The sequence below is a fragment of the Gulosibacter macacae genome, from assembly GCF_003865375.1.
GTDB classification, from domain to species: Bacteria; Actinomycetota; Actinomycetes; order Actinomycetales; family Microbacteriaceae; genus Gulosibacter; species Gulosibacter macacae.
Genome location: NZ_RQVS01000017.1, coordinates 1 through 20,418, shown reverse-complemented (window position 1 = coordinate 20,418; position 20,418 = coordinate 1). Strand labels below are relative to the sequence as shown.

Here is a 20,418-nt window from a genome sequence, read left to right as displayed (position 1 = left end):
TCACGAAGGCTCATGCGCTGACTCGACCGTGCCACCTTCGCTCGCCCCTTCAGCGGCAACACCTTCCGGCGCATCCTCGAGGTGGTGGCGCATCGGCGCGGTGGCGAGCGTCGCCGCGATGAGCGTGACCATCGCACCGAGCAGGATGGCCCCGGTCTCGCCCGGCTGAAACGCCCCGGTCCCAGCTCCGAGCGACACTGCGCCGATGGGCACGCCAAGCTGCGCACTCGCCGCAAGCGCCAGCGGCCAAGGCTGGCGGGTGAGCACCCCGACGAGGTGGAGCACGATCGCACCGACGCCGAGCGAGATGCCGAGCAGCACGGCTTCCGGGTGGTCGACGACCTCTCGCAGATTCACCGATGCCCCGAGCCAGACATAGAAGATTGGCCCGAAGAGCCCCTCGGTGAGCGCAAAGATTTGCTTGCCGACTCGTTTCGGTTCACCAACCGCCGCGACCGCAAGTCCGAGCGCGAAACCCGCGAGCATCACGGTGACGTGCGTGAGCGCCGCGACCGCGGCGATCGAGAAGAGGAGCGTCAGCGTCACTCGCAGCTCAACAGCGAAGCCGCGTTCCTTCGACACCTCACGGATGCGTTCTTCCCAGCCGGAGCGCTCGATGGCGCGCAACACGAAGAAGATCACCACGGCGAGCGCGAGCACGGCGAGCACCCCGAGTCCCGTAATCGCCATCCGATCGGGAGCGATGACCAGCGGCAGCGCGATGATGCAGACGGCATCGGCGATGGCGACCTGCACCAGCAATTCGAGCCCTTTGCGACTCGTCACCTTCGTCTCGCCCATCACCGGCACGATGATCGCTGCTGACGATGAGGCGAGCAGCACCGCGTAGAGCATCCCATCGTGCGTGCCAAATAGCGCCGCAAGGCCAAGCCCTGCGGGCACCGCAAGTAGGCCGATGAGGAGCGCCCGTCCCGCCCCTGGGAAGAACCCCCGTCGCATCCCCTCGGTGCGCACCGGCACCTGTGTGCCGGCTTTGAAGAGCACGAGTGCAAAGCCGATCTCGGCGAGAAACGCGAAGGTCGCATCCCCAGGTTCGAGCCACCCCGTGCCCGTCACCCCGAACGCGAGACCAATGGCGAGTTCGCCGAGCGCGACCGGCACGCGCATCCTACGCGGCAGTGCGAGCAACGGCCCCACCAGCGCGATTGCGCAGATGAGCGCGAGCATCGCGAATGTCATCTCTGCATCGTACGGCCACTTTGGTTGAGCCCGTCGATGCGAGGATGAAGTTATGAACACGAGCACCCTCACGACGAACGTCAACGATGTTGCGCTCATTTTTGAGGGCGGTGGGATGCGGGCAAGCTACACCTCGGCGGTGGTCGCCGAACTCCTGAACCAGGGCATCTTCTTCGACTGGGTGGGTGGCATTTCGGCGGGATCGAGCTGCACCGGTAACTATCTCTCGCGCGATGGCGTGCGGGCGCGCACCTCGTTCGTTGACCTTGCCGCCGATCCGCAATTCGGCAGTTGGCTCACCTGGGTGCAGGGCAAGGGCCGGTTCAACGCGAAGTACATCTATGAAGAAACTGGGGCGCCGGGGCAAGCACTCCCCTACGATTTCGCGACCTATCAGGCGAATCCGACGCAGTTTGCCATCGGTGCGTTCGATGCCAGGTCGGGTGCGACGAAATATTGGGGTCGCGACGACATCTCCACGATGCGCGATCTCATGCTGCGTGTGCGCGCATCCTCGAGCCTGCCGCTGCTCATGCCACCGGTCGAACTTGACGGCCGCACCTACGTCGACGGTGCGCTGGGGCTCACCGGAGGCTTCGCGCTCGACGCGGCGAAAGCGGCCGGGTACTCGAAGTATTTCGTGGTGATGACGCGTCCGCGCGACTATGTGAAGCCCGCGAGCCGGGTGCCCGGGTTCTATCGCACGACATTCCGCAAGTATCCGGCCGTGATCGACGCGATTCTCAAGCGTCCGCGCCGCTACAACGAGTCACGGGCGGAGCTGTTCGACCTCGAACGCGCGGGTCAGGCGTACCTCTTTTGCCCCGAGCACCTCACGGTCTCAAACTCCGAAACCGATGTGCGCAAGCTCGCCCGGATGTATGAGCTTGGTACCGAGCAGGCCCGACGCGAGGTGCCGGCCTGGCGCGAATTTCTCGAGTTGCCGGCTGCCTAGGCCGATCGTTTCGCCATGGCCTACGCCGGTCGCACCTTCGGCACAACCTCGACAGCCACTTCGCCAAGATCGTTGAGCAGCAGCACATCGACGCCCACATCGAGCGTTGACTCGGTGTCTTCGCCATAGACGATGCCGCGCAGCGGCGACACATCCTGGAAGTCTCGACCCCAGGCGGTCACGACATAGCGCGAGTCGGCGAAGTGGTTGTTCGTCGGGTCGAGATCGACCCAACCACCCTCGGGCGTGAGCGCAGAAACCCAGGCGTGCGATGCATCCGAGCCCTGCAGCTTTGGCGCGCCGGGCGGCGGGCTCGTCTCGAGGTATCCCGAGACATAGCGCGCGGGAATACCAAAGGTGCGCAGGCATCCGATCGCAAGCTGGGCGAAGTCTTGGCAGACGCCCGCGCGCAACTCGAGCAATTCGCTCAGCGTGGTGCGCACATTCGTCACACCCGACTTGTAGGTGAAGTCGGTGTAGATCGAGGTGGTGAGGTGTACGAGCGCGTCACCAAAGCGCTGATCAGGATGCAGTACTTCAGCCGCGTACGCCGCCACCTCGGGCGTCACCTCGACGAGCGGTGAGGCCATCGTGAATTCGGTGACGTCCACCGGGTCGCCGTTCGCGGCCACGGCCTGCGCGGCCTCCGCGAGGCTCCAACGGTTGAGTGCCTCCACATCGGGGGCTGGCCAATCCACCCGAACGACCGATTCCTTCGCAAGTTCGAGCATCGTGTACGGCTCGCGCACCTCAATGTACTCGCTGAGGTTGCCGTAGTTGTCGACGTGCGTCGTGTGCACTTCGGGCGTTGGCTCGAGCGTCGTCGTGGTCGACACAACCTGCTGCGTTGCGGTATCGCGCGGGGTCAGCCGACCTCGCTCGTAGGCCGCTGAGCGCGGAGCCTCATAGTCATAGCGCGTGACGTGCCGCACGAGATAGGTGCGGGGCAGGTGATGATCGGCACGGATGCGGTCAAGGTCGAATCCGCTCACGGTGGCGTCGTGTTCGCTCAAATTGACCACCCCTCCTCGCGCTCATCGGCATACCAGCGCTGCTGGAACGTGGACTGCGGCGCCTGGCGGGTGAAGTGGCGGCGGCTGATCTCATCGCTGATGGCTTGCAATTCGCTCCGGGTCTCATCGAGAAGTGTGATGAGCAGGCTCCTGCGGTCGGTGAGCTGGTCGACATCGGCGGCGGCGAGGGTCTCGCCAAGCGCGTGCATGCGTGCCGCGAGCTGCTCATCGCCGATGCGGCTGAGGTTGCGGGCAATGCGCACGATCTGGAACATCACTGAGCGTGGGTTGTCAGGTTCGGTGAGGAGGAGGTCGAGCGTCGACTCCACCTGGCCGCGCGGCCCCTGTCCCGCGGCGATCCGACGGCGGTTCGTCATGGTCGAGTCGCCGATGCCGAGCACGGCTTCTGAGACGAGGTATTCGGTGACGGGTGATTGTGCATCCGAGAGGGTCGAGCGCAGCAGGCCGAGCGTGAACTGCGCGCGCTCCATGCGGATGCCGGCGTCGACAAAGGCCCAGGATGCATCCCGGTAGAGACCGTGCGCGACGATACCCTGCAGCGAAAGGAGCGGCCCGAGCAGCTCATCGAAGATCGGTTGCAGTTCGTCGTCGTCACCGGGCACCCCGTCAACGGCGCGCTCGAGTGAGGCGAGCACCGGCCAGGTGTCGCCCGAGAGGAGCTCGCGCACATATTGCGCGGCGAGTTCGAGGCGGATGACTGAGGCACCGACGGTGCCGGGCGTGCGCCGATCGTCGACGAGCTTACGCAGGTAGCTCACTGCCGTTTCGTTTTCGTCGAGACGTCGCACGCCGAGGGTGCGCGACACGGCCTCGAGGATGCGGGCCAGCGCCGCACCACCCGGAGTATCGGGATGCGCGCCGTGATCGTTCGCGAGGTCGTTCGCGACCGCGAGGAAGCGCACGGTCGCGTCGGTGCGCTCTGAGTAGCGACCGAACCAGTAGAGGTTGTCGGCACCACGCGGCGTGATTTCGAAGCCGAGTGCTTCGCGCACTGGGCGGCGGCGTTCGCCGACGAGTTCGAGCACCGGTAGGCCGAGATTTTCGCTGCCGCCGACGATCCAGACGTCCTTCGCAAGCGCGCCCGAGGCGTTCGTGATGTGAGTCGTGTCGCGGGTGGCACCGACTCGGCCGAGTCCGCCGGGCATGAGCACGTGTTCATCGGCGAGGCGAACGCCGAAGGTGCGCAACACGAAGCGGCGAGCTTCGACGCCGGTGTCGGTCACGACCGGCGCACTTGAAAGGGTGAGCGGTCGCTGGCCGGTCCACGCCCAGGGCTCGGCTTCGATGCGCTGGCGCAATTCCTCGCGCTCGGTGCTCGACAGCTCCCACCCGGGGATCGTGTGCGGAATCGTCGTGCGATGGATTGGCTTGAGCAGGAGCTGTTCGAGATTCGCGAGCACGTGTGAGCGGCCGGTGTCGTCACCGCACCACCAGGTTTCAGCGCTCGGCAAGAGCGGCTCTTCGCCGAGGATCTCCCTGCAGAGTTCAGGCAACAGCGGCACAATGCCGGGGTTTTCGAGCACGCCCGCGCCGATCGGGTTGAGCACCGCAGTGTGTTGCTGCCGCACCGTCTCAAGGACGCCCGGCACGCCCAGGCGGCTATTGCCGCGGAGGTCGAGCGGGTCGACCCAGGTTTCGTCGACGCGCCGCATCACCGCATCCACCGGCACGAGGCCGTGGCTGGCGCGCAACCACACGCGCCCCGATTGCACGACGAGGTCGTCGGCTTCAACGAGCGGAAAACCGAGTAGCGACGCCATGAACGCCTGGTCGAACGCGGTCTCTGAAGCGTGTCCCGGCGAGAGCAAGACGCTGCGCGGCTCGCCATCAGTTTCGGGCGCGACGGCAAGCACCGCAGCCGTCATAGTGTGGAAGAACCCGCGCAGTTTCGCGAGGTCGACCATCCGGTGCACGCGCGGGAGCAATTGCGCCACGATGCGGCGGGTGGCCATGGCATAGCCGGCACCCGATGGTGCCTGCAGGCGATCGTCAATCACGACCCAATCGCCGTTGCCATCGCGCCCGAGGTCGGTGGCGCTGAGAATCAGGTGCTTGGACGCCTGCGGAATGCCCGCAGCCTGGCGTACGTAGCCGTGATGACCGAGCACGACTTCGGCCGGGATTTTCCGCGAGCGCAGCAACCGTTGCTCGCCGTAGACGTCGTCGAAGATGCGGCGCAGGAGTTCATTGCGCTGGGCGAGACCGCGTTCGATTGAGGTCCACTCGTCACCGGCGATGATGACCGGGAGCGGATCAATGCGCCAGGGGCCCGGGCTCTCGTCACTGAGCGCGGTGCCGTAGGTGACACCATCGTCGTGGATGAAGTGCTCGGCGCGGCGACGTGCCCGCGCGAGACCGCTGTGCCCGGCACCGATGACCGATTCGATGAGTTCCCGCTGCGAGGTGCGAAACGCACCGGCCTCGACCATTTCGTCGATGCCCGGCCGGTCGGCGATCTCAGCGAGATAGTTGCCCAGGAACTCGTCAGCGCGCGTTTGGTGCAGTTCAGCGGCGGTAGACACGGTTCGAGCGTAGTAGGAAACCGCCTGAAGGCGCACTCAACGCGTGCTCGGTCAAGTGCGCCTTCAGCTAAATGTGTGGCGTGATTATTCGCGGGGTAGGCCTATTCGGGCAGGGCGCCAATCGCGGCGTCGTAGTCGGGTTCTTCGGTGATCTCGGGCACGAGCTGGGTGTAGGCCACCTTGCCCTCGGCGTCGGTCACGACGACCGCGCGGGCGAGGAGCCCCTTGAGCGGACCGTCAGCCTGCTCAATGCCGTAGTCGTTGCCGAACTCCGAGCGGAAAGCCGAGGCGACCACCACATTGTCAATGCCCTCGGCGCCGCAGAAGCGGTCGAGCGCGAACGGCAGGTCGCGCGACACGCAGACCACCGTGGTGTTCTCGAGCGCGGCAGCACGCTTGTTGAATTCACGCACCGAGGTCGCGCAGACACCGGTGTCAATCGACGGGAAGATGTTGAGCACGACGCGACGGTCGACGTAGTCAGCCAGACGCACCGAGCCGAGGTCGGTACCAACGAGGTCGAAGTCGGGCGCGGCGAGACCGACCGAGGGCAGGTCGCCGGTGAGGTGGACAGTGTTTCCCTGGAGCGCAGTAGTAGCCATGAGCGAGATCTTTGCACTCGCGAATGCACGCACGCTCCGAACCCTCGCACTGTCTGCGACGATGGGCGCATGATTCGCCCCGATGGCAACCCCTTAGTAACCCGGATGCGTGGATTCGGCACCACGATTTTCGCGGAGATGTCGGCGCTCGCGCTCGCGCACGATGCCATCAATCTCGGCCAAGGATTTCCGGATTCCCCGGGCCCGCAGGCGGTGCTCGACGCCGCAATCGCCGCCATTGCGGCCGGCCGCAATCAGTACCCGCCGGGTCGCGGCATCCCACAATTGCGCGAGGCGATCGCCGCGCACGAGCAGTATTGGTACGGCCTCGACTACGACCCAGAGACCGAGGTGCTCGTCACGGCCGGGGCAACCGAGGCGCTCGCGGCGAGCATCCTGGCCCTGGTCGAACCGGGCGATGAGGTGCTCGCATTTGAACCCTTCTACGACGCCTACGCCGCCGATGTTGCTCTGGCGCAGGGTGCGCTCGTGCCGGTGCGTCTCGATGCCCCGAGCTTTGCACTCGATGAGGCGCGCCTGAAGGATGCGGTCACCGAGAGATCGCGGGTGCTCATCCTGAATTCGCCGCACAATCCCACCGGCCACGTGTTCTCTCGCGCCGAGCTCGAGGCGATTGCTCGGGTCGCCAAGGAGCACGACCTCCTCGTGATTACCGATGAGGTCTACGAGCACCTCGCGTTCGATGGCCGTGAGCACATCCCATTCGCGACGCTACCCGGGATGCGCGAGCGCACTGTGACGATCTCGTCAGCGGGCAAGACGTTCTCAACGACCGGGTGGAAAGTCGGCTGGGCCTGCGCGCAGCGCGAGCTCATCGATGCCGTGACGACGACGAAACAATTCCTCACCTATGTGAATGCCGGGCCCTTCCAGGAGGGCGCGGCAGTCGGTCTCACGCTCCCCGCCCACGAGTTCGCGGCGATTCGTGACGGCTTGCAGGCACAGCGCGACCTGCTCGTCCCGGCCCTGCGCGATGCCGGATTCGAGGTGTCACCGGTCGAGGGCGGCTACTTTGCCGTCGCCGATGCCGCACCACTCGGCGTCACCGACGCCGCCGCCTTCTGCCGCGAATTGCCCGAACGTGTCGGTGTGGCGGCCGTGCCCATGTCGGCGTTTTACGCGGATGCGAGTGGAGTTGCTTCGCTCGTGCGCTTTGCCTTCTGTAAGCGCCCGGAGGTGCTCGTGGCGGCTGCAAATCGTTTGCGGAACGCAACGCTGTGAGTGCGCGCCGGCCGCACTGCCTCGCATGATTGCCGTCAACTTCGCTCCGGCCGCAACCACTGTCGGCCCGGCCACGGCGCTTCCCGCCAATTGGTTTCCCGAAGGCATGTCGTTGGGGCTCCTCGCGCTCGTCCTCCTCGCGGGATTCATGGCCGGGTTTGTTGACGCCGTGGTCGGTGGCGGCGGGCTGATCCAATTACCTGCGCTCTTGCTCATCCCGGGCCTCAGCCCAGTGCAGGCGCTGGCGACGAACAAGCTCGGTTCGATATTCGGCACGGCAACGAGTGCCGCGACCTATATTCGGCGAGTTCGACCGGATTTGCGCACGGCGCTCCCCATGGCGGCCGTTGCGCTCATCGGCAGCATGCTCGGGGCCTCAGTCGCCACGTACCTGCCGAAACAGGTGTTCATGCCGATCATCATCGTGGTCCTCCTCGGCGTCGCCACGTTCACTGCGCTCAAACCAAACCTCGGGCTTGAACACGAGCTGCGATACACCGGCCGCCGCCACACGCTCACCGCCCTCGTCCTTGGCTTCGGCCTCGGCGCCTACGACGGTCTGCTCGGGCCGGGCACCGGCTCGTTCCTCGTCATCGGACTCGTCACCATGCTCGGCTACGACTTCTTGCAGGCGAGTGCGAAAGCCAGGCTGGTGAATTTCGCCACCAACCTCGGGGCGTTGATGATTTTCATCCCGCACGGTGCTGTGATTTGGGGACTCGGACTCGCGCTAGGCGCCGCCAATATGCTCGGTGGGTATCTCGGCGCGCGCCTCGCAATTGATCGAGGTGCGCGGTTTGTGCGCCTCGCGTTCCTCATCGTCTCGGCCGCGCTCATCGTCAAACTGAGTTGGGATACCTTCATCGCACGGTCGAGCTGAAATCTCGGCCTGGCCCACTACGCTCACGGGCATGAAGATTCGCGTCCGTGGTTCGCATTCCGTATCGCTCGCCGCTGAGATCGGCTTGGCGCGCCTCGCCGTGCAATTTGAGGGCGAGGATGCGGCCGCCACAATGGCGCAGGCGCAATCGCTCGCGAACCGCATCCAGGCCGAGTTGCGGGCGCTCCCTGCTGACGCGCTTGAGCGGTTCTCGTTCGAGGCACCGCAGCGCTATTCCTGGCGGCCGACGGCGCCCGACGGCAGCATCCTGCCACCGCGCACCACGGTGACGATCGAGATCACGGCCGCGTTCCGCGACTTCGAAGTGCTTGGCGAGCGCACTGCCGCTTGGGGCGCGCATCCTGGTGTGCAATTGCGCGGTGTGGAATGGTCACTCACTCCCGAAACCAAGCCTGCGAATGCCGACGCGGTGCTTGCTGAGGCGGTGCGGGATGCGCGTCGGCGGGCCGAGGTGCTTGCCGCCGCGGCTGGTGCGGGTGAGGTGCGCATCCTGGAGATCGCTGACCCTGGCCTTGGTAGCCACGAACCGGTGCAGGTCGCCGAGCAGTATCTGCGTGCCAAGAGCGTGATGGATGCGGGCGGCGAGACCGTGTCACCCTCGCCCTCGAGCATTTGGCTCAGCGCCGCCGTCGAAGCAGTATTCGAGGCGTAGCCTCGCTCGTCCACACGCTCCGGCCCGCAAGTGGCCGTCTCGTGGACAACTCCCCCACCCATGGGTGGGCTACTTCGCCACCAGAGGGTCACTTGCAGCGCGTGGCCTCTAGCGCACGCTCCGCCCAGCCGCCAGGTCAAAGAGCTTCGCGAGTACCAAACCCCCGCTCGCGCGCAGCCCGTTGTGCTCGTGCTCCGAAGTGATGTGCAGGTGCACGCCCGGCAGGTGCGCCGCGGTCTCCAGCGAGTACTCAATCGGCACGTACACATCGTTCGCGTACACCGCCGCCGCGCCCTTCGCCTCCGAGGCCGCGAGCGCCGCCGCATCGTAGAGCTTCGGCCAAGGATGCTCGGCAATCTTCTCGGCGACCTCGCGCCACGGTCGCAACGCCGGTACCGTCTCGAGCCACTCGCGGCGCACGTGCTCGCCGGTGAGCAGGGTTACGTCTTCACGGAAGTCCTGCGGCTCAACGCGCTCCGCCGCCCAGTCGGTCACCACGCCATCGGCATATGACGACTCGTGAATCACGTAGTAGAGGGGGTTGCGGCCGTCATAGGGCAGCAAGCGCGCGAGGTCGTGGCGGAACGCATTCGAGGCTGGGTCGAGTTCGAGCAGGTCATGCAACGCGAGCCAGCCATCGTTCGAGCCAAGCGAATGCCCGAGGCTACGCAGACGTGAGGGCGAAACAACCTCACCATCGGGCAGCACAATCTCCCCCGCCTCCGCTCGCGCCACAAGGTCGCGCACGATCTCGCGATGCTCCGGGAATCGGCGGTAGTACGCCTCAGTGTTCACGCGCATCTTGTCGTAGCAGAGCGCATACACATCGTCGGCGGGACGGTCGATCGCCGAGAGTCCGCCGGTGATGTAGACGTGCTCGAGCGATTCTGGATGCGTTGAGAGATAGTGCAGCGTCGTGAATCCGCCGAACGATTGGCCGAGTGTCGACCACGTCTCGACGCCCAAGAACTCGCGCACGGCTTCGGAGTCACGCACGATGCCATCGGCGCGCAGATGCGTGAGGTATTCGGCGACCTCGTCAGCCGTGCGTCCTTCGAGCAGCCCGTCACCGACCGGGGTCGAACGACCGGTGCCGCGCTGGTCGAGCAGCACGAGTCGGTAGTGTTCGAGCGCGGTACCGAGCCAGTTCGGTGTCATCGGGTCGAGCGCGACGCGCGGCGCCTCCACCCCGGGACCACCCTGCAAGAAGACGAGGTACGGCAACTCCTCGCCGCCTGGCCGAGTTGCCACTCGCGCAAACACGTCGATCGTGCGGCTATCTGCCGGATCGGTCGTGAGCGGGAGGGTGAGCGTGTGGTCGTCGAGGCGAAGTTCGCCAAGCTTTCGGGTAGTCGTGGTCATGAGCGGATGCTATCGCGCAGCACTCGCGCTTCCTTGCGCGTCGGCCCGCCCATCAGCCCTCGGCTCACGCCCAACCGTGCGCAGATACCAGGCATAAAACGCGATCCAGAAGACCGTGTGTACCGGTCCCGAAAGTCGCGCTGTGCGCGCCACGCCAAGCACCCGCTCCGAACCGCGCGTCAGCCCGGTCGCGAGCGCCGAGACCAGCAAGAACCTCGGGATGCGGGCCGGCACCGACCAGGCAATGAACTCCGGTAGCGAGCGCCGCTGCATCCCCGCCGTGCGCGCATAAATCTTGTAGGGCACACCGCGCAATGGGCCGCTGAGCATGGCGCCCGTGCCCTTCTCGCTGAGGTCGGTCTCGCAACGCTCGATCATCGCCGCTGAGATCGCAGGCAACCGTCGTAACGCCGCCTTTGACGCTTCGGGATGCGTGCGGGAGCCCCACTGGTACGTCGCGATCCCTCCGGCCACGGCCCCGATGAGGGCGGTGACCGACGCCCACATCGCCCGGCGCGGGGACTTCGTCGCGATCCGCGAGAGCCACACATCCGGCACGATGAAAAAGCAGGTGGCTTCGGCGGCGCCCCAGAGCCCCGCAATGAGGTGGTCACGTGTCTTGCCCATGCGTGCATCCTGCCGGATGCCGCTGGGCACGACTCGAATGCATCCCCAGTTGGTCGTCGGCGTCGTGGGCGGGGCATAGTCTGCCTGCATGGATGACGCACCGAACTCCGGACTCGATCGCCGCACGATTCCGCAGCGTTCCACTCGGTGGGCTGCGCGCATTGCCGATCTGCTCGCGACGCTGCGACTCACACCGAACACCATCTCGTTGCTCTCGGTCATCGTTGCCCTCGGAGCTGCGGTCGCGCTCGCGGCATCGGCGTTTGTCGGCGACGGTGCTCGGCTGGGCCTCCTCATCACGGCCGCCTGCCTGATGCCGTTGCGCTTGCTGCTCAACATGCTCGACGGCATGCTCGCCGTTGAACGCGGGATGCACACCCCAACCGGTGACCTGTTCAATGAGCTGCCCGATCGCATTGCCGACCTCGTGGTGATCGCAGGCGCCGGTTATGCGACCGCATCGGTGTGGCTGAGCGGCGGCGTCGACCTCGGCGTCGCGCTCGGCTGGCTCGCCGCGGCCCTCGCGGTGCTGACTGCCTATGTGCGCACCCTCGGTGCCGCAAACGGTGTCGGTAACTTCTTCGATGGCCCGATGGCGAAGCCACCGCGGATGTGGGTGCTCGTGCTCGCCTGCCTTGTCTCGCTCCTCGAAGCGCCACTTGGCTGGCCGCGCGGCATCGTGCTCACCATGGCCCTCGCGGTGATTGCGCTCGGATCACTCATCACCGTCATCGTGCGCTTGCGTCGCATCACCGCGGCCCTGCGGGCGCGGGCTGCCGCCGAGGCCCAGCCGTGACCGTCGCCCAATCGCTCGTGGCGCTCGGTGTGCGCATCGTCACCGGGGCTCGCCCCATCGTGACCTCATCCGCGATCGACGCCCGCCCGGCCACGGTGCTCGATCTGCCAACACCTGCGGTCTTCTTCGCGAATCACTCGAGTCACCTCGACTTCCTCACCATTTGGGCGATCCTGCCCGGTCGGCTGCGACGCCAAGCGCGCCCGGTCGCCGCCGCCGACTATTGGGGTTCGGGCGCGCGCGGTCGCATAGCCACTCGCCTGTTCAATCCCTATCTCGTTGACCGCGGTAAGGGCGAACCGGCCACCCCCACCGTGCCCGGCGCCCCGCGCCGCCGTCAGGTGGCGGGGATGCTCGAGGTGCTCGACGCTGGCGACTCGCTCATTATCTTCCCCGAGGGCACCCGCGGCGACGGGCGCTCGCTCGCAGCATTTCAGGCCGGGATCGCGCGCATCGCCCGCGCCCGGCCCGAGGTGCCGCTCGTCCCGGTCGCACTCGCGAATCTCGGCCGCATCCTGCCAAAGGGAGGCCTCGTGCCGGTTCCGCTCCTCGGCACCGCAACGTTTCTCGAGCCGGTCACCATCGGAGCCGACGAGAGCGACGACGACTTTCTCATTCGGATGCGGCAGCTCATTGAGCGCGCACTCCCCGACCCCGAGGCCGAAGCCGCCGAAGAAATCGCCGCCGATCAGGCGGCTGGATCGCAGGGTGCGGCACAAGCCTCACCCGAATCGCCCGAGCCGCCAACAAGTGAGGAGCCTCCCGCATGACCATCGGACTCATCGATGACACCGGCTGGCACCTCCTTGGCGGAGTGGGCATCGTGCTCGTCATCGCCACCATCGTCACGTTCATCCTCTCGCGCACGCTGCGCGCGCCAAAGCACGAGAGCCTGATCACCAATCTGCGTCAGCGCGTCGGCGCCTGGTGGATCATGACGGCGATGCTCACGGCCGTACTCGCAGCCGGCGAGACCGTGACGATCCTGCTCTTCACCGCGCTCTCATTCCTCGCGCTACGCGAGTTCATCACCATCTCACCGACGACACAGCAAGATCACCGGGCGCTCGTGTGGATGTTCTGGATCATCCTGCCGTTGCACTATTTCTCGGTCTGGCAGCACTGGTACGGCTTCTTTGCAGTGTTCATCCCCGTCTACGCGTTTCTTTTCTTGCCTGCACGCACCGCGCTCATGGGTGAGACGCGCGGTTTCTTGCGCCGCGCATCCGTAGTGCAGTGGGCCCTCATGGTCTGCGTCTACGCGCTCAGCCACGCGCCCGCGCTCCTGCAATTGCCGGTGGCGATGCACCACGGGCGCGTCGTGGCCGAGGGTTCGGCGCCGGGCAGCGGCGGCCCGGAAGGTGCGAACCTGCTGCTCTTCCTCATCATCGTGGTGCAGGGCTCGGATGTGTTGCAGTACATCTGGGGGAAGACGCTCGGCCGTCACTCCGTAGCCCCGAAAGTGAGCCCCAACAAGACTTGGGAGGGGTTCATCGGTGGGGTGCTCAGCGCCACCGCCCTCGGCGCGGCCCTGTGGTGGGCAACACCCTTCGCGCCGTGGCAGGCGGCACTGTTCGCATTCATCGCCTGCCTCATGGGCTTTGCCGGTGGTCTCGTGATGAGCTCCATCAAACGCGATCGCGGCGTCAAAGACTTCGGCGATCTCATCCCCGGACACGGCGGCATTATGGACCGCGTCGACTCACTCGTCTTCGCGGCGCCGGTCTTCTTCCACCTCACCCGCTTCTTCTTCGCCTGACGAGTCTTGCTCGCCCGGCGCGGATGCCGTCGGCGAGCGATCTGGACCAACGTCTTGATCGACCACATCGACGTGCGCGGGCAGCAGCGGCAACTCGATCGGTCCGGTCGAGAGGTTCTCGATTGGTAGTTCGATGTCGACAACCTTGCGAGCGCCGAGGGTGATGCCGATGCTCGCGACAATGACGAGCACCACCGCGACGATCTTCCACGGGCCCGGCACCTGAGCGAGGAGCAACCAGCCGCCGATTGTTGCGACCGCAGGCTCGAGGCTCATGAGCACACCGAACACGGGCTTTGGCAGTCGCCGTAGCGCCACGAACTCGAGTGAGTAGGGCAAGAGCGAGCCGAGAATCGCGGTTGCGACGGCGAGGCCAAGCAGTCGCCAATCGCTGAGCGCCATGCCGATGCCCTCCCAGCCGAGCGGCACCGAGATGAGCGAACCAATCACGAGGGCAAAGCCGAGTCCTCCGTTCCCGGGGACAAGCACGCCGACACGGGCGCCGGCAAGGATATACGCGGCCCAGAATGCCGCCGCCACGAGCGCAAACACGACGCCAAGCGGATCAAGTGCGCTACCGCCGATAAGCGAGTCAAGCGCCACCGCCCCCATGCCAAGCGCGGCAATGATCACCCAGATGAGATCGCGCGCCCGCCGCGACAGAATCGCTGAAAGCAGGAGTGGACCGATGAACTCAATCGCAACGGCGGTACCGAGCGGGATGTGTTCGATCGACGCGTAGAACGTGCCGTTCATCCCGCCCATGGCGAGACCGAGCAGGAGCACCGAACGCCATTGCCGACCCGTCCAACCGCCGGCGCGCGGACGCACGACCGCGAGCAACACCGCACCGGCCACCATGAGTCGCAGTGCATTCACTCCCCACGAACCGAGTTCGGGGAACAGTCGCACGGCGAATGCCGCACCGATCTGGAGCGAAATCGACGAGCCGATGATGAGGAGGGCTGGCATGGCAGCCGAACGGGCGGAGGAATTGGATGCGGGCAGGGTCACGAGAAGAGCATCCTCGGGTTTCGTTGCGGCGTCCAATCGGCCGCTGTTCGTGTCGTCACGAATCGGCTCTATCCAGGGGTAACCAGGTCGATCTGGGAGAATGCAAGCGACTACTTCCAGTCCGGGCCAGAGATCAGAGGAGTCGCCCCATGTCTGAGTCCATCAAGGTGTTCAAGACCGAGTCTGATATGAGCCGCGAGCGGCTCGCTGACCTGCTGCACAACATCGCCGACCGCATCGACGAGGGCCGGGTGACGCTCTCACAGGGCGAAAGCCGCGCCGTAATCGAACTGCCCTCAGAGTTGCGCGTGAGCATCGAGGTGAGCGACGAAATCAGCCTCGAGAGCACGAAGCGCGAGCTCGAGATTGAAGTTGAGTGGCACCTCGATGCGAATGGTCAGCCGATCGATGAGGCGGCCTCGGGCACGCTCACGATCTCGTAGATTCGCTCGCGTTTCCTTGGCCTGCCTAAGTGCCGAGCCGCGCTGAGTCGTCTTCCAGTTCGCCCGCAAGCCGACGCTCGAGCGTCGCTCGCCAACGCTCCGGTAACTCTGGCGAGGCGAGGAGTCGGGCGATGCCTTCCCGATCGGTGCGGTCGACGTTCATGATCCGGTTCACTTCGGCGACCGAAACCGAGTTTGGCAACCGCTCGATCAAGTGCATCCGGTCACCCGCGGCAATCTCTCCTTCGACCAGCACCCGCAGGTAGTAGCCGACGCGTCCGCGGTCCTGCATGAGCCGTGGCAGTTCGCGTCGCTCCCAGCGCGCCGACACGGTGGTGCAGGGCCGCCGCGGCTGGGTTACCTGCACACGAATGCGCCCAAGTTCAAACACATCGCCGAGATGCACATCGGCATCGACGACGCCTTCGAGCGTGAGGTTTTCAAAGAGCGCACCATCGGGTAATTCGATGCCGTCGGCACGCCATTGTGCATAGTGCTCGGCCGCATAGCAGCAAATCGCCTTTTCGGGTCCGCCGTGCACCCGCAGATTGCCCTGTGCATCCCCAATGAGACCGGTGGCGGTGGCCCGCACGGGCGCCACCGCCACCGATTTCGCCGCGCCGGTTGAGATCTCCCGACCACCCCACTGCTGCACGCGCACCTCACCGGTGCGCACCGCGCGAATGCAGCCTTCGAGAACTGGTTGCTCGACCGACGACTCGTTCACACTGCCTCGTTAGCCAGCCGACCAGCCCGCGTCGCAGGGGATGATGGCGCCGTTGACATTGCTCGCCTCATCGGCGAGGAGGAAAAGGATGAGTGCGGCCAGCTCGCTCGACTGCGCCATGCGCACGGCCGAGGCATGCACGGGGCCGAGGGCCGCCATGCCCGCCTGGTTGATCTTGGTGGGGTCAATCGACGACATGATGTTGGTCTCGACGCCGCCGGGTGCAACCGCGTTGCAGCGCACGCCCTGCTTGCCATAGGTGTAGGCCGTGTTCTTGGTGAGACCGACGAGCGCGTGCTTCGACGAGGTGTAGGCGGCACCAGCCGCGGCACCGCGGATGCCGGCTTCTGAGGCGACGTTGACGATCGATCCGCCCGAGGCGATGAGCGCGGGCATCGCCGCGCGCATGAGCAGGAACGGTGCCGTGACGTTGACGCGCAGGCAGCGCTCCCAAGTGGCGTCGTCGGTGTCGCCGACACCGGCGAAGAGGTCCATCACACCGGCGTTGTTCACCACACCGCGCAGGGTGCCCTGCTCGGTGGCCGTGGCGATGAGCCGGTCGACAACTTCGGGTTCTGAGATGTCACCGACGACGGCGGTGGCGGCGCCGTCGGCCGAGCGGATGAGTTCAACGGTTTCGTTCGCGGGACCTTCGGCGAGGTCGGCGACGATGACGTGCGCGCCAGCGGCGGCAGCCTGCTCGGCGGTGACTCGGCCAATGCCTGAGCCCGCTCCGGTAACAATGACAACGCGATCGGTGAGGGTGAGTTGCGACATGCTGACTTCCTTATCAGTGTACAAATTGCGTTCATTTAGAACCTAGCGAGCCAAGATGCACCACGCCTGAGCGCGGCTCGGTATCGTGGCAGGGTTCGCCCAAGAGAGGATCCGCACGTGACTGCTCCCACCCCCATCCGCGCCGCCATCGTTGGCTACGGCAACCTCGGCCGCAGCGTTGAACGCCTCGTGGCACTGCAACCGGATATGGAGCTCGTCGGAATTTTCTCGCGCCGCGACGCGCTCGACACCGACGCCCCGGTCTTCCCCGTGGCGAACGCCGCCGACCACGCTGGCGAGATCGACGTCCTCTTCCTCTGCCTCGGCAGCGCGACCGACATTCCCGAGCAAGCCGCCGGCTTCGCCAAGCTCTTCACCACGGTCGACACTTACGACAACCACAAGCTCATCCCGAGCCACCGCACGGAAATGGATGCTGCGGCCCGCGACGGTGGCAATGTCGCAATGATCTCGACCGGTTGGGATCCTGGTCTCTTCTCGATCAACCGCACGCTCGCCGAGGCGCTCTTTCCCAGCGCCGAGCAACACACCTTCTGGGGCCCTGGGCTCTCGCAGGGGCACTCGGATGCGATTCGTCGCATCCCCGGTGTCATCCGTGGCGTGCAGTACACCGTGCCGCGCGAGGAGGCGCTTGCCGCCGCGCGCACCGGCGGGGCTGAGATTTCCGGCAAGGATGCGCACCAACGTCACGGTGTTGTCGTCGCTGATGCTGCCGATCACGACCGCATCCGCGAAGCCATTGTGACCATGCCCGACTATTTCGTTGGCTACGAGACCACGGTGGAGTTCGTCTCGGAAGACGAGTTCGAGCGCGATCACCAGGGCATGCCGCACGGAGGCCGCGTGATTACCTCGGGTGATTTGGCCGGATCGCGGTCGACGGTCGAGTTCTCGCTCGAACTCGAACGCAACCCCGACTTCACCGGCGCCGCGATGGTCGCTTACGGCCGAGCGGCAGCTCGGATGCGCGCCGAAGGTCGGGTGGGTGCGGTGACGGTGCTCGAGGTCGCGCCGTACCTCCTCTCCCCCGCCTCGCTCGATGAACTCATCGCCCGCGACGTCTAACGAGCACCGCATGCTGAGGTTCTCGAAGCACGAACGACACTGTGCCCGCTAGATTTGGCGGCATGGATGCCCTGCAGAAGTTCCTCGACGACTGGACCGAACGCTTCACCGCCGCTCTCGTGGCCGCAATCGACGACAGTGTCGACGACTTCGAAGGCAGCAATGTGTATGCCGCGGCGATCGTGGTGACTGATGGCAACACGATTTCTGCGTTTGCCGTGAACACCGAAGCGCACTATCTCGAGATGCTCAATGAAGCTGACGAGGATGAGACGGATGCGCTGCTCCTCGCGACCTATCGCTGGTGGCCGCAAGAGTGGGACTTCTACCTTGATACCCCTGAGGGTGACGTCGAGCGCATCGCGGATGAGCTCGGCGAGTGGGCCGATGCGCATCCCGATGTGGTGCCTGCCGATGTGTGGCCACTTGAGTGGTTGACGGCAACTGATCTTGCATTCGAACGTGCGCTCGGTTCGGATGCGGTGCGCAATGCCTTCGGCCGTCACGGCTCAAACCCAGTGCTGTTCGTTGTCGATAGCGAGGAGCGCTTGGAGGAAGTGCTCGACTCACTCGAGGCGCTCAACCCTGGGCGCGATGACGATCACATCGCCTCAGCCCAGGCGTTCTGGCGGGCTGAGATCAACGACGACGACCCCTACGAGGGCGACGAGGAGTTGTAGGCCGGGTCTCGATACGCGGCTTTGCCGCTACTCGACCAACCAGGTAAGGAGTGGTTGGTTGAGTAGGCGCGGGGCCTCGATACGACCTTCGGCCTACTCGACCAACCAGGCGTGCTGTTGGTTGGTTGAGTAGCCGCGCAGCGGCGTATCGAAACCCCGTGCGAAACCCCGTGCCCTACCGAATCCCGAGTGCCCGCAAGTGCGCCTGCGTCGCCTCGACGACGTGCTCTTGGTAGTCCGGGTGCTTCTCAACCCAGCTCGCCACATACGGGCACATCGCGACAATTCGGTGCCCATCCGCGATCGTCTCATCGAGTGCGACGCGCACGAGCTTCGAGGCGAGCCCCTTGCCACCAAACTGCTCGCCAACGACGGTGTGCGGGAAGATGCGCTCGATCACGCCATCGGCACCCGGTGCATCCACAAATGCGGCGATGCCCGCGGGCGAACCCGAGTCATCCACGTGAATCTCATAGCGCGACTCGGCACCACGCACGATGCGCGGGTTGTCGATGCTGACGTCGGGTTCGGTCATGACTACTCTCCTTCAAAACAACAGAACAATTGCCTGGCTAACCACGGGGCAGGATGCGCACCGTCGGCAACTCGGGCGCTGGTAGCGGAGCCGGGGTGTCGGCTGGGAATGGCCCGAATCGTAGATCGTCGACCGGATTCCCTTCGGCGTCTTCGAAGCCCATTTCTCGCATGTAGTCGGCGCGCATCTCAACGATTTCTTCGTGGCTGCGGCCAATGAAGTTCCACCACATGACGATGCGCTCACCGAGCGGCTCGCCACCGATGACGAGCGCGATCACCGGCTCATCCCCAGCGACCACGGTGAACTCGGCGCGGCCGGTGCCGACCACGGCAAGATGCGCAGACGGCACGTCAACGCCATCCACCGACACCGAGCCCGACACCGCGAGGATGCCGTGCTCATGATCGGTAGGCACCGAAATGACCATCTCGGCGCCAGGCTCGAGGCGCAATTCCGCGCCGGTGAGTGGCAGATGCGTGCGCACCGGTGACGTCGACCCGAGGAGCGACCCGAGGAAGACGCGGGCGGTCCACCCCTCCCCCTCAAGCACCTCGGGTCGATGCGATTGGAACCCCGGTGGGGTGTCGCGAGCACGGTCAGGGAACGCATACCAGAGCTGCGCGCCGTGCAAAATCGTTGTCTCTGCCGTCGAGAACTCCGAGTGGGTGATGCCGTTTTGACCGCTGAAGTTCGGGGTTGCTGGCGCACTGTTTGTCGGCCTCATCGCGGGCGCCCTCGTTCCCGAGGCCGGAGCGCCGCTCGTGGTGTTTCAGAACCTCGGACTCGGCATTTTCGTCTATCTCATCGGCCTTGCCGCCGGCCAGACATTCTTCAAAGACCTTCGTCGCCAAGCCGGGGTCATGGTCGCGGCGATCGCAGTCGTCGCGGTCGCCGGCGCCTCGGCCGTGCTCGTGGGCATGCTCATGGGTCTCGACCGAGCAATCTCGGTCGGTGTGTTCACCGGTGCCCTCACCTCCACCCCGGCGATGGCGCTTGCCCAAGAGCTCAGCGGCACTCAGCAGCCCGCGATTGGTTACTGCATCGGGTACCTCGTCGGCGTGATCCTCGCGATTGCCGCCGTGGCATTGCTCGTCGGTCGCAAGTGGTCGGCGCGCAACGACCCAGCCCCAGCATCCGCCGAGGAAATCACCGCGCGCACAGTGCTCGTGCATCACGACGCGGTCGCGGGCGAGGTGCCCGGCTGGTCGGCCGGTGACATCCGCATTTCAGCCCGTCGCCGCGGCGGCGAGACCACCGTCGTCACCCGCTACGACCACTTCATCGACGGCGACATCGTTGAGGTCGTCGGTAGCGTGCCCGCGATCGAAACGGCCGTGGCGGCGCTCGGCGAAATCTGCGATCAGCGCCTCTTTCACGACCGCCGCGACGTCGAGGTGCGCCCGTTCGTGCTCTCCAACCCCGAGCTCGCCGGGACGCGCATTGGCGATCTGCGCATGTATCTGGGCTCTTCGCAGTTGAGGGTGTAGCTGGGGTCCGCGGG

22 protein-coding genes are annotated in these 20,418 nt (G+C 65.6%); 11 read left to right on the top strand and 11 right to left on the bottom strand.

The window, feature by feature from the left end; translation table 11 throughout:
* A complete protein-coding gene (locus EG850_RS11680; RefSeq protein ID WP_124973678.1) occupies positions 1 to 1,200 on the bottom strand; it encodes a cation:proton antiporter in 1,200 nt (399 codons plus the stop codon).
* Positions 1,201 to 1,252: 52 nt separating this feature from the next.
* Here EG850_RS11680 and EG850_RS11675 point away from each other — a divergent pair, with 52 nt between their 5' ends.
* The gene (locus tag EG850_RS11675; RefSeq protein WP_124973676.1) at positions 1,253 to 2,155 is read left to right on the top strand and encodes a patatin-like phospholipase family protein; all 903 of its coding nucleotides are present in this window, start codon (positions 1,253 to 1,255) and stop codon (positions 2,153 to 2,155) included.
* 20 nt (positions 2,156 to 2,175) lie between these two features.
* Here EG850_RS11675 and EG850_RS11670 read toward each other — a convergent pair whose 3' ends face one another.
* The 3 genes from EG850_RS11670 to tpx all read right to left on the bottom strand — a co-directional run bounded on the left by EG850_RS11670 (position 2,176) and on the right by tpx (position 6,313).
* The gene (locus EG850_RS11670; RefSeq protein ID WP_185715052.1) at positions 2,176 to 3,168 is read right to left on the bottom strand and encodes a transglutaminase family protein; all 993 of its coding nucleotides are present in this window, start codon (positions 3,166 to 3,168) and stop codon (positions 2,176 to 2,178) included.
* A complete protein-coding gene (locus EG850_RS11665) occupies positions 3,165 to 5,711 on the bottom strand; it encodes a circularly permuted type 2 ATP-grasp protein (protein WP_124973672.1) in 2,547 nt (848 codons plus the stop codon). Before EG850_RS11665 ends, EG850_RS11670 begins: the two co-directional genes overlap by 4 nt.
* A gap of 101 nt (positions 5,712 to 5,812) precedes the next feature.
* Positions 5,813 to 6,313 carry a thiol peroxidase gene (tpx, locus tag EG850_RS11660; protein ID WP_124973670.1) on the bottom strand — a complete coding sequence of 167 codons (501 nt, stop codon included), beginning with the start codon at positions 6,311 to 6,313 and terminating at the stop codon, positions 5,813 to 5,815.
* A gap of 69 nt (positions 6,314 to 6,382) precedes the next feature.
* Between tpx and EG850_RS11655 the strand changes: the two genes are divergently transcribed.
* From EG850_RS11655 to EG850_RS11645, 3 genes are all read left to right on the top strand, one after another.
* The gene (locus EG850_RS11655) at positions 6,383 to 7,555 is read left to right on the top strand and encodes a pyridoxal phosphate-dependent aminotransferase (RefSeq protein WP_124973668.1); all 1,173 of its coding nucleotides are present in this window, start codon (positions 6,383 to 6,385) and stop codon (positions 7,553 to 7,555) included.
* Between the two features lie 106 nt (positions 7,556 to 7,661).
* The gene (locus EG850_RS11650) at positions 7,662 to 8,435 is read left to right on the top strand and encodes a TSUP family transporter (protein ID WP_235829313.1); all 774 of its coding nucleotides are present in this window, start codon (positions 7,662 to 7,664) and stop codon (positions 8,433 to 8,435) included.
* A 31-nt stretch (positions 8,436 to 8,466) separates the two neighbouring features.
* Positions 8,467 to 9,108, top strand: a complete 642-nt coding sequence (locus EG850_RS11645; RefSeq protein ID WP_124973664.1) for an SIMPL domain-containing protein — start codon at positions 8,467 to 8,469, stop codon at positions 9,106 to 9,108.
* 108 nt (positions 9,109 to 9,216) lie between these two features.
* On the opposite strand, the gene EG850_RS11640 is transcribed toward EG850_RS11645, so the two are convergent.
* Positions 9,217 to 10,470, bottom strand: a complete 1,254-nt coding sequence (locus EG850_RS11640; RefSeq protein WP_124973662.1) for an alpha/beta fold hydrolase — start codon at positions 10,468 to 10,470, stop codon at positions 9,217 to 9,219.
* 9 nt (positions 10,471 to 10,479) lie between these two features.
* Complete coding sequence (locus EG850_RS11635; protein ID WP_124973660.1) at positions 10,480 to 11,097, bottom strand: hypothetical protein; 618 nt, start codon at positions 11,095 to 11,097, stop codon at positions 10,480 to 10,482.
* 88 nt (positions 11,098 to 11,185) lie between these two features.
* Here EG850_RS11635 and EG850_RS11630 point away from each other — a divergent pair, with 88 nt between their 5' ends.
* The 3 genes from EG850_RS11630 to EG850_RS11620 are packed head-to-tail and all read left to right on the top strand — an operon-like array spanning position 11,186 to position 13,652.
* Complete coding sequence (locus tag EG850_RS11630) at positions 11,186 to 11,893, top strand: CDP-alcohol phosphatidyltransferase family protein (protein WP_124973658.1); 708 nt, start codon at positions 11,186 to 11,188, stop codon at positions 11,891 to 11,893.
* Positions 11,890 to 12,663: a lysophospholipid acyltransferase family protein gene (locus tag EG850_RS11625; RefSeq protein WP_185715051.1), complete on the top strand. Its 774-nt coding sequence runs from the start codon at positions 11,890 to 11,892 to the stop codon at positions 12,661 to 12,663. Before EG850_RS11630 ends, EG850_RS11625 begins: the two co-directional genes overlap by 4 nt.
* Positions 12,660 to 13,652, top strand: a complete 993-nt coding sequence (locus EG850_RS11620; protein WP_124973654.1) for a phosphatidate cytidylyltransferase — start codon at positions 12,660 to 12,662, stop codon at positions 13,650 to 13,652. The genes EG850_RS11625 and EG850_RS11620 overlap by 4 nt, the downstream gene beginning before the upstream one ends.
* On the opposite strand, the gene EG850_RS11615 is transcribed toward EG850_RS11620, so the two are convergent.
* A complete protein-coding gene (locus EG850_RS11615; protein ID WP_235829310.1) occupies positions 13,596 to 14,666 on the bottom strand; it encodes an EamA family transporter in 1,071 nt (356 codons plus the stop codon). The two genes, EG850_RS11620 and EG850_RS11615, sit on opposite strands and share 57 nt — an antisense overlap.
* A gap of 149 nt (positions 14,667 to 14,815) precedes the next feature.
* Between EG850_RS11615 and EG850_RS13330 the strand changes: the two genes are divergently transcribed.
* Positions 14,816 to 15,109 (top strand): amphi-Trp domain-containing protein, encoded by a 294-nt coding sequence (locus tag EG850_RS13330; RefSeq protein WP_185715050.1) that lies wholly within the window; start codon positions 14,816 to 14,818, stop codon positions 15,107 to 15,109.
* Positions 15,110 to 15,134: 25 nt separating this feature from the next.
* Here the strand turns inward: EG850_RS13330 and EG850_RS11605 are convergent, their stop codons facing one another.
* Together EG850_RS11605 and EG850_RS11600 are read right to left on the bottom strand one after the other, a co-directional pair.
* Positions 15,135 to 15,836, bottom strand: coding sequence for an MOSC domain-containing protein (locus EG850_RS11605; RefSeq protein WP_235829309.1), 702 nt, complete (start codon positions 15,834 to 15,836; stop codon positions 15,135 to 15,137).
* Positions 15,837 to 15,845: 9 nt separating this feature from the next.
* Positions 15,846 to 16,613: an SDR family oxidoreductase gene (locus EG850_RS11600; protein ID WP_124973650.1), complete on the bottom strand. Its 768-nt coding sequence runs from the start codon at positions 16,611 to 16,613 to the stop codon at positions 15,846 to 15,848.
* A gap of 117 nt (positions 16,614 to 16,730) precedes the next feature.
* Here EG850_RS11600 and EG850_RS11595 point away from each other — a divergent pair, with 117 nt between their 5' ends.
* Together EG850_RS11595 and EG850_RS11590 are read left to right on the top strand one after the other, a co-directional pair.
* Complete coding sequence (locus tag EG850_RS11595; protein ID WP_124973648.1) at positions 16,731 to 17,699, top strand: diaminopimelate dehydrogenase; 969 nt, start codon at positions 16,731 to 16,733, stop codon at positions 17,697 to 17,699.
* A 62-nt stretch (positions 17,700 to 17,761) separates the two neighbouring features.
* Complete coding sequence (locus EG850_RS11590; RefSeq protein ID WP_124973646.1) at positions 17,762 to 18,379, top strand: DUF4303 domain-containing protein; 618 nt, start codon at positions 17,762 to 17,764, stop codon at positions 18,377 to 18,379.
* Positions 18,380 to 18,554: 175 nt separating this feature from the next.
* On the opposite strand, the gene EG850_RS11585 is transcribed toward EG850_RS11590, so the two are convergent.
* Both EG850_RS11585 and EG850_RS11580 read right to left on the bottom strand, forming a co-directional pair.
* Entirely contained in the window at positions 18,555 to 18,914 is a 360-nt protein-coding gene (locus EG850_RS11585) for a GNAT family N-acetyltransferase (protein ID WP_124973644.1), read from the bottom strand.
* Positions 18,915 to 18,951: 37 nt separating this feature from the next.
* Positions 18,952 to 19,641, bottom strand: a complete 690-nt coding sequence (locus EG850_RS11580) for a pirin family protein (RefSeq protein WP_124973642.1) — start codon at positions 19,639 to 19,641, stop codon at positions 18,952 to 18,954.
* Between EG850_RS11580 and EG850_RS11575 the strand changes: the two genes are divergently transcribed.
* Complete coding sequence (locus EG850_RS11575; RefSeq protein ID WP_124973640.1) at positions 19,601 to 20,404, top strand: aspartate-alanine antiporter-like transporter; 804 nt, start codon at positions 19,601 to 19,603, stop codon at positions 20,402 to 20,404. The genes EG850_RS11580 and EG850_RS11575 overlap by 41 nt on opposite strands.
* The last annotated feature ends 14 nt before the right edge of the window (positions 20,405 to 20,418 follow it).

What these genes read in the sequence shown, in the direction of transcription:
- EG850_RS11680 (WP_124973678.1), bottom strand. Translation starts at nt 1,200, where the DNA reads ATGACATTCGCGATGCTCGCGCTCATCTGCGCAATCGCGCTGGTGGGG.
- EG850_RS11675 (WP_124973676.1), top strand. Translation starts at nt 1,253, where the DNA reads ATGAACACGAGCACCCTCACGACGAACGTCAACGATGTTGCGCTCATT.
- tpx (WP_124973670.1), bottom strand. Translation starts at nt 6,313, where the DNA reads ATGGCTACTACTGCGCTCCAGGGAAACACTGTCCACCTCACCGGCGAC.
- EG850_RS11655 (WP_124973668.1), top strand. Translation starts at nt 6,383, where the DNA reads ATGATTCGCCCCGATGGCAACCCCTTAGTAACCCGGATGCGTGGATTC.
- EG850_RS11650 (WP_235829313.1), top strand. Translation starts at nt 7,662, where the DNA reads ATGTCGTTGGGGCTCCTCGCGCTCGTCCTCCTCGCGGGATTCATGGCC.
- EG850_RS11645 (WP_124973664.1), top strand. Translation starts at nt 8,467, where the DNA reads ATGAAGATTCGCGTCCGTGGTTCGCATTCCGTATCGCTCGCCGCTGAG.
- EG850_RS11640 (WP_124973662.1), bottom strand. Translation starts at nt 10,470, where the DNA reads ATGACCACGACTACCCGAAAGCTTGGCGAACTTCGCCTCGACGACCAC.
- EG850_RS11635 (WP_124973660.1), bottom strand. Translation starts at nt 11,097, where the DNA reads ATGGGCAAGACACGTGACCACCTCATTGCGGGGCTCTGGGGCGCCGCC.
- EG850_RS11630 (WP_124973658.1), top strand. Translation starts at nt 11,186, where the DNA reads ATGGATGACGCACCGAACTCCGGACTCGATCGCCGCACGATTCCGCAG.
- EG850_RS11620 (WP_124973654.1), top strand. Translation starts at nt 12,660, where the DNA reads ATGACCATCGGACTCATCGATGACACCGGCTGGCACCTCCTTGGCGGA.
- EG850_RS13330 (WP_185715050.1), top strand. Translation starts at nt 14,816, where the DNA reads ATGTCTGAGTCCATCAAGGTGTTCAAGACCGAGTCTGATATGAGCCGC.
- EG850_RS11600 (WP_124973650.1), bottom strand. Translation starts at nt 16,613, where the DNA reads ATGTCGCAACTCACCCTCACCGATCGCGTTGTCATTGTTACCGGAGCG.
- EG850_RS11590 (WP_124973646.1), top strand. Translation starts at nt 17,762, where the DNA reads ATGGATGCCCTGCAGAAGTTCCTCGACGACTGGACCGAACGCTTCACC.
- EG850_RS11585 (WP_124973644.1), bottom strand. Translation starts at nt 18,914, where the DNA reads ATGACCGAACCCGACGTCAGCATCGACAACCCGCGCATCGTGCGTGGT.
- EG850_RS11580 (WP_124973642.1), bottom strand. Translation starts at nt 19,641, where the DNA reads ATGAGGCCGACAAACAGTGCGCCAGCAACCCCGAACTTCAGCGGTCAA.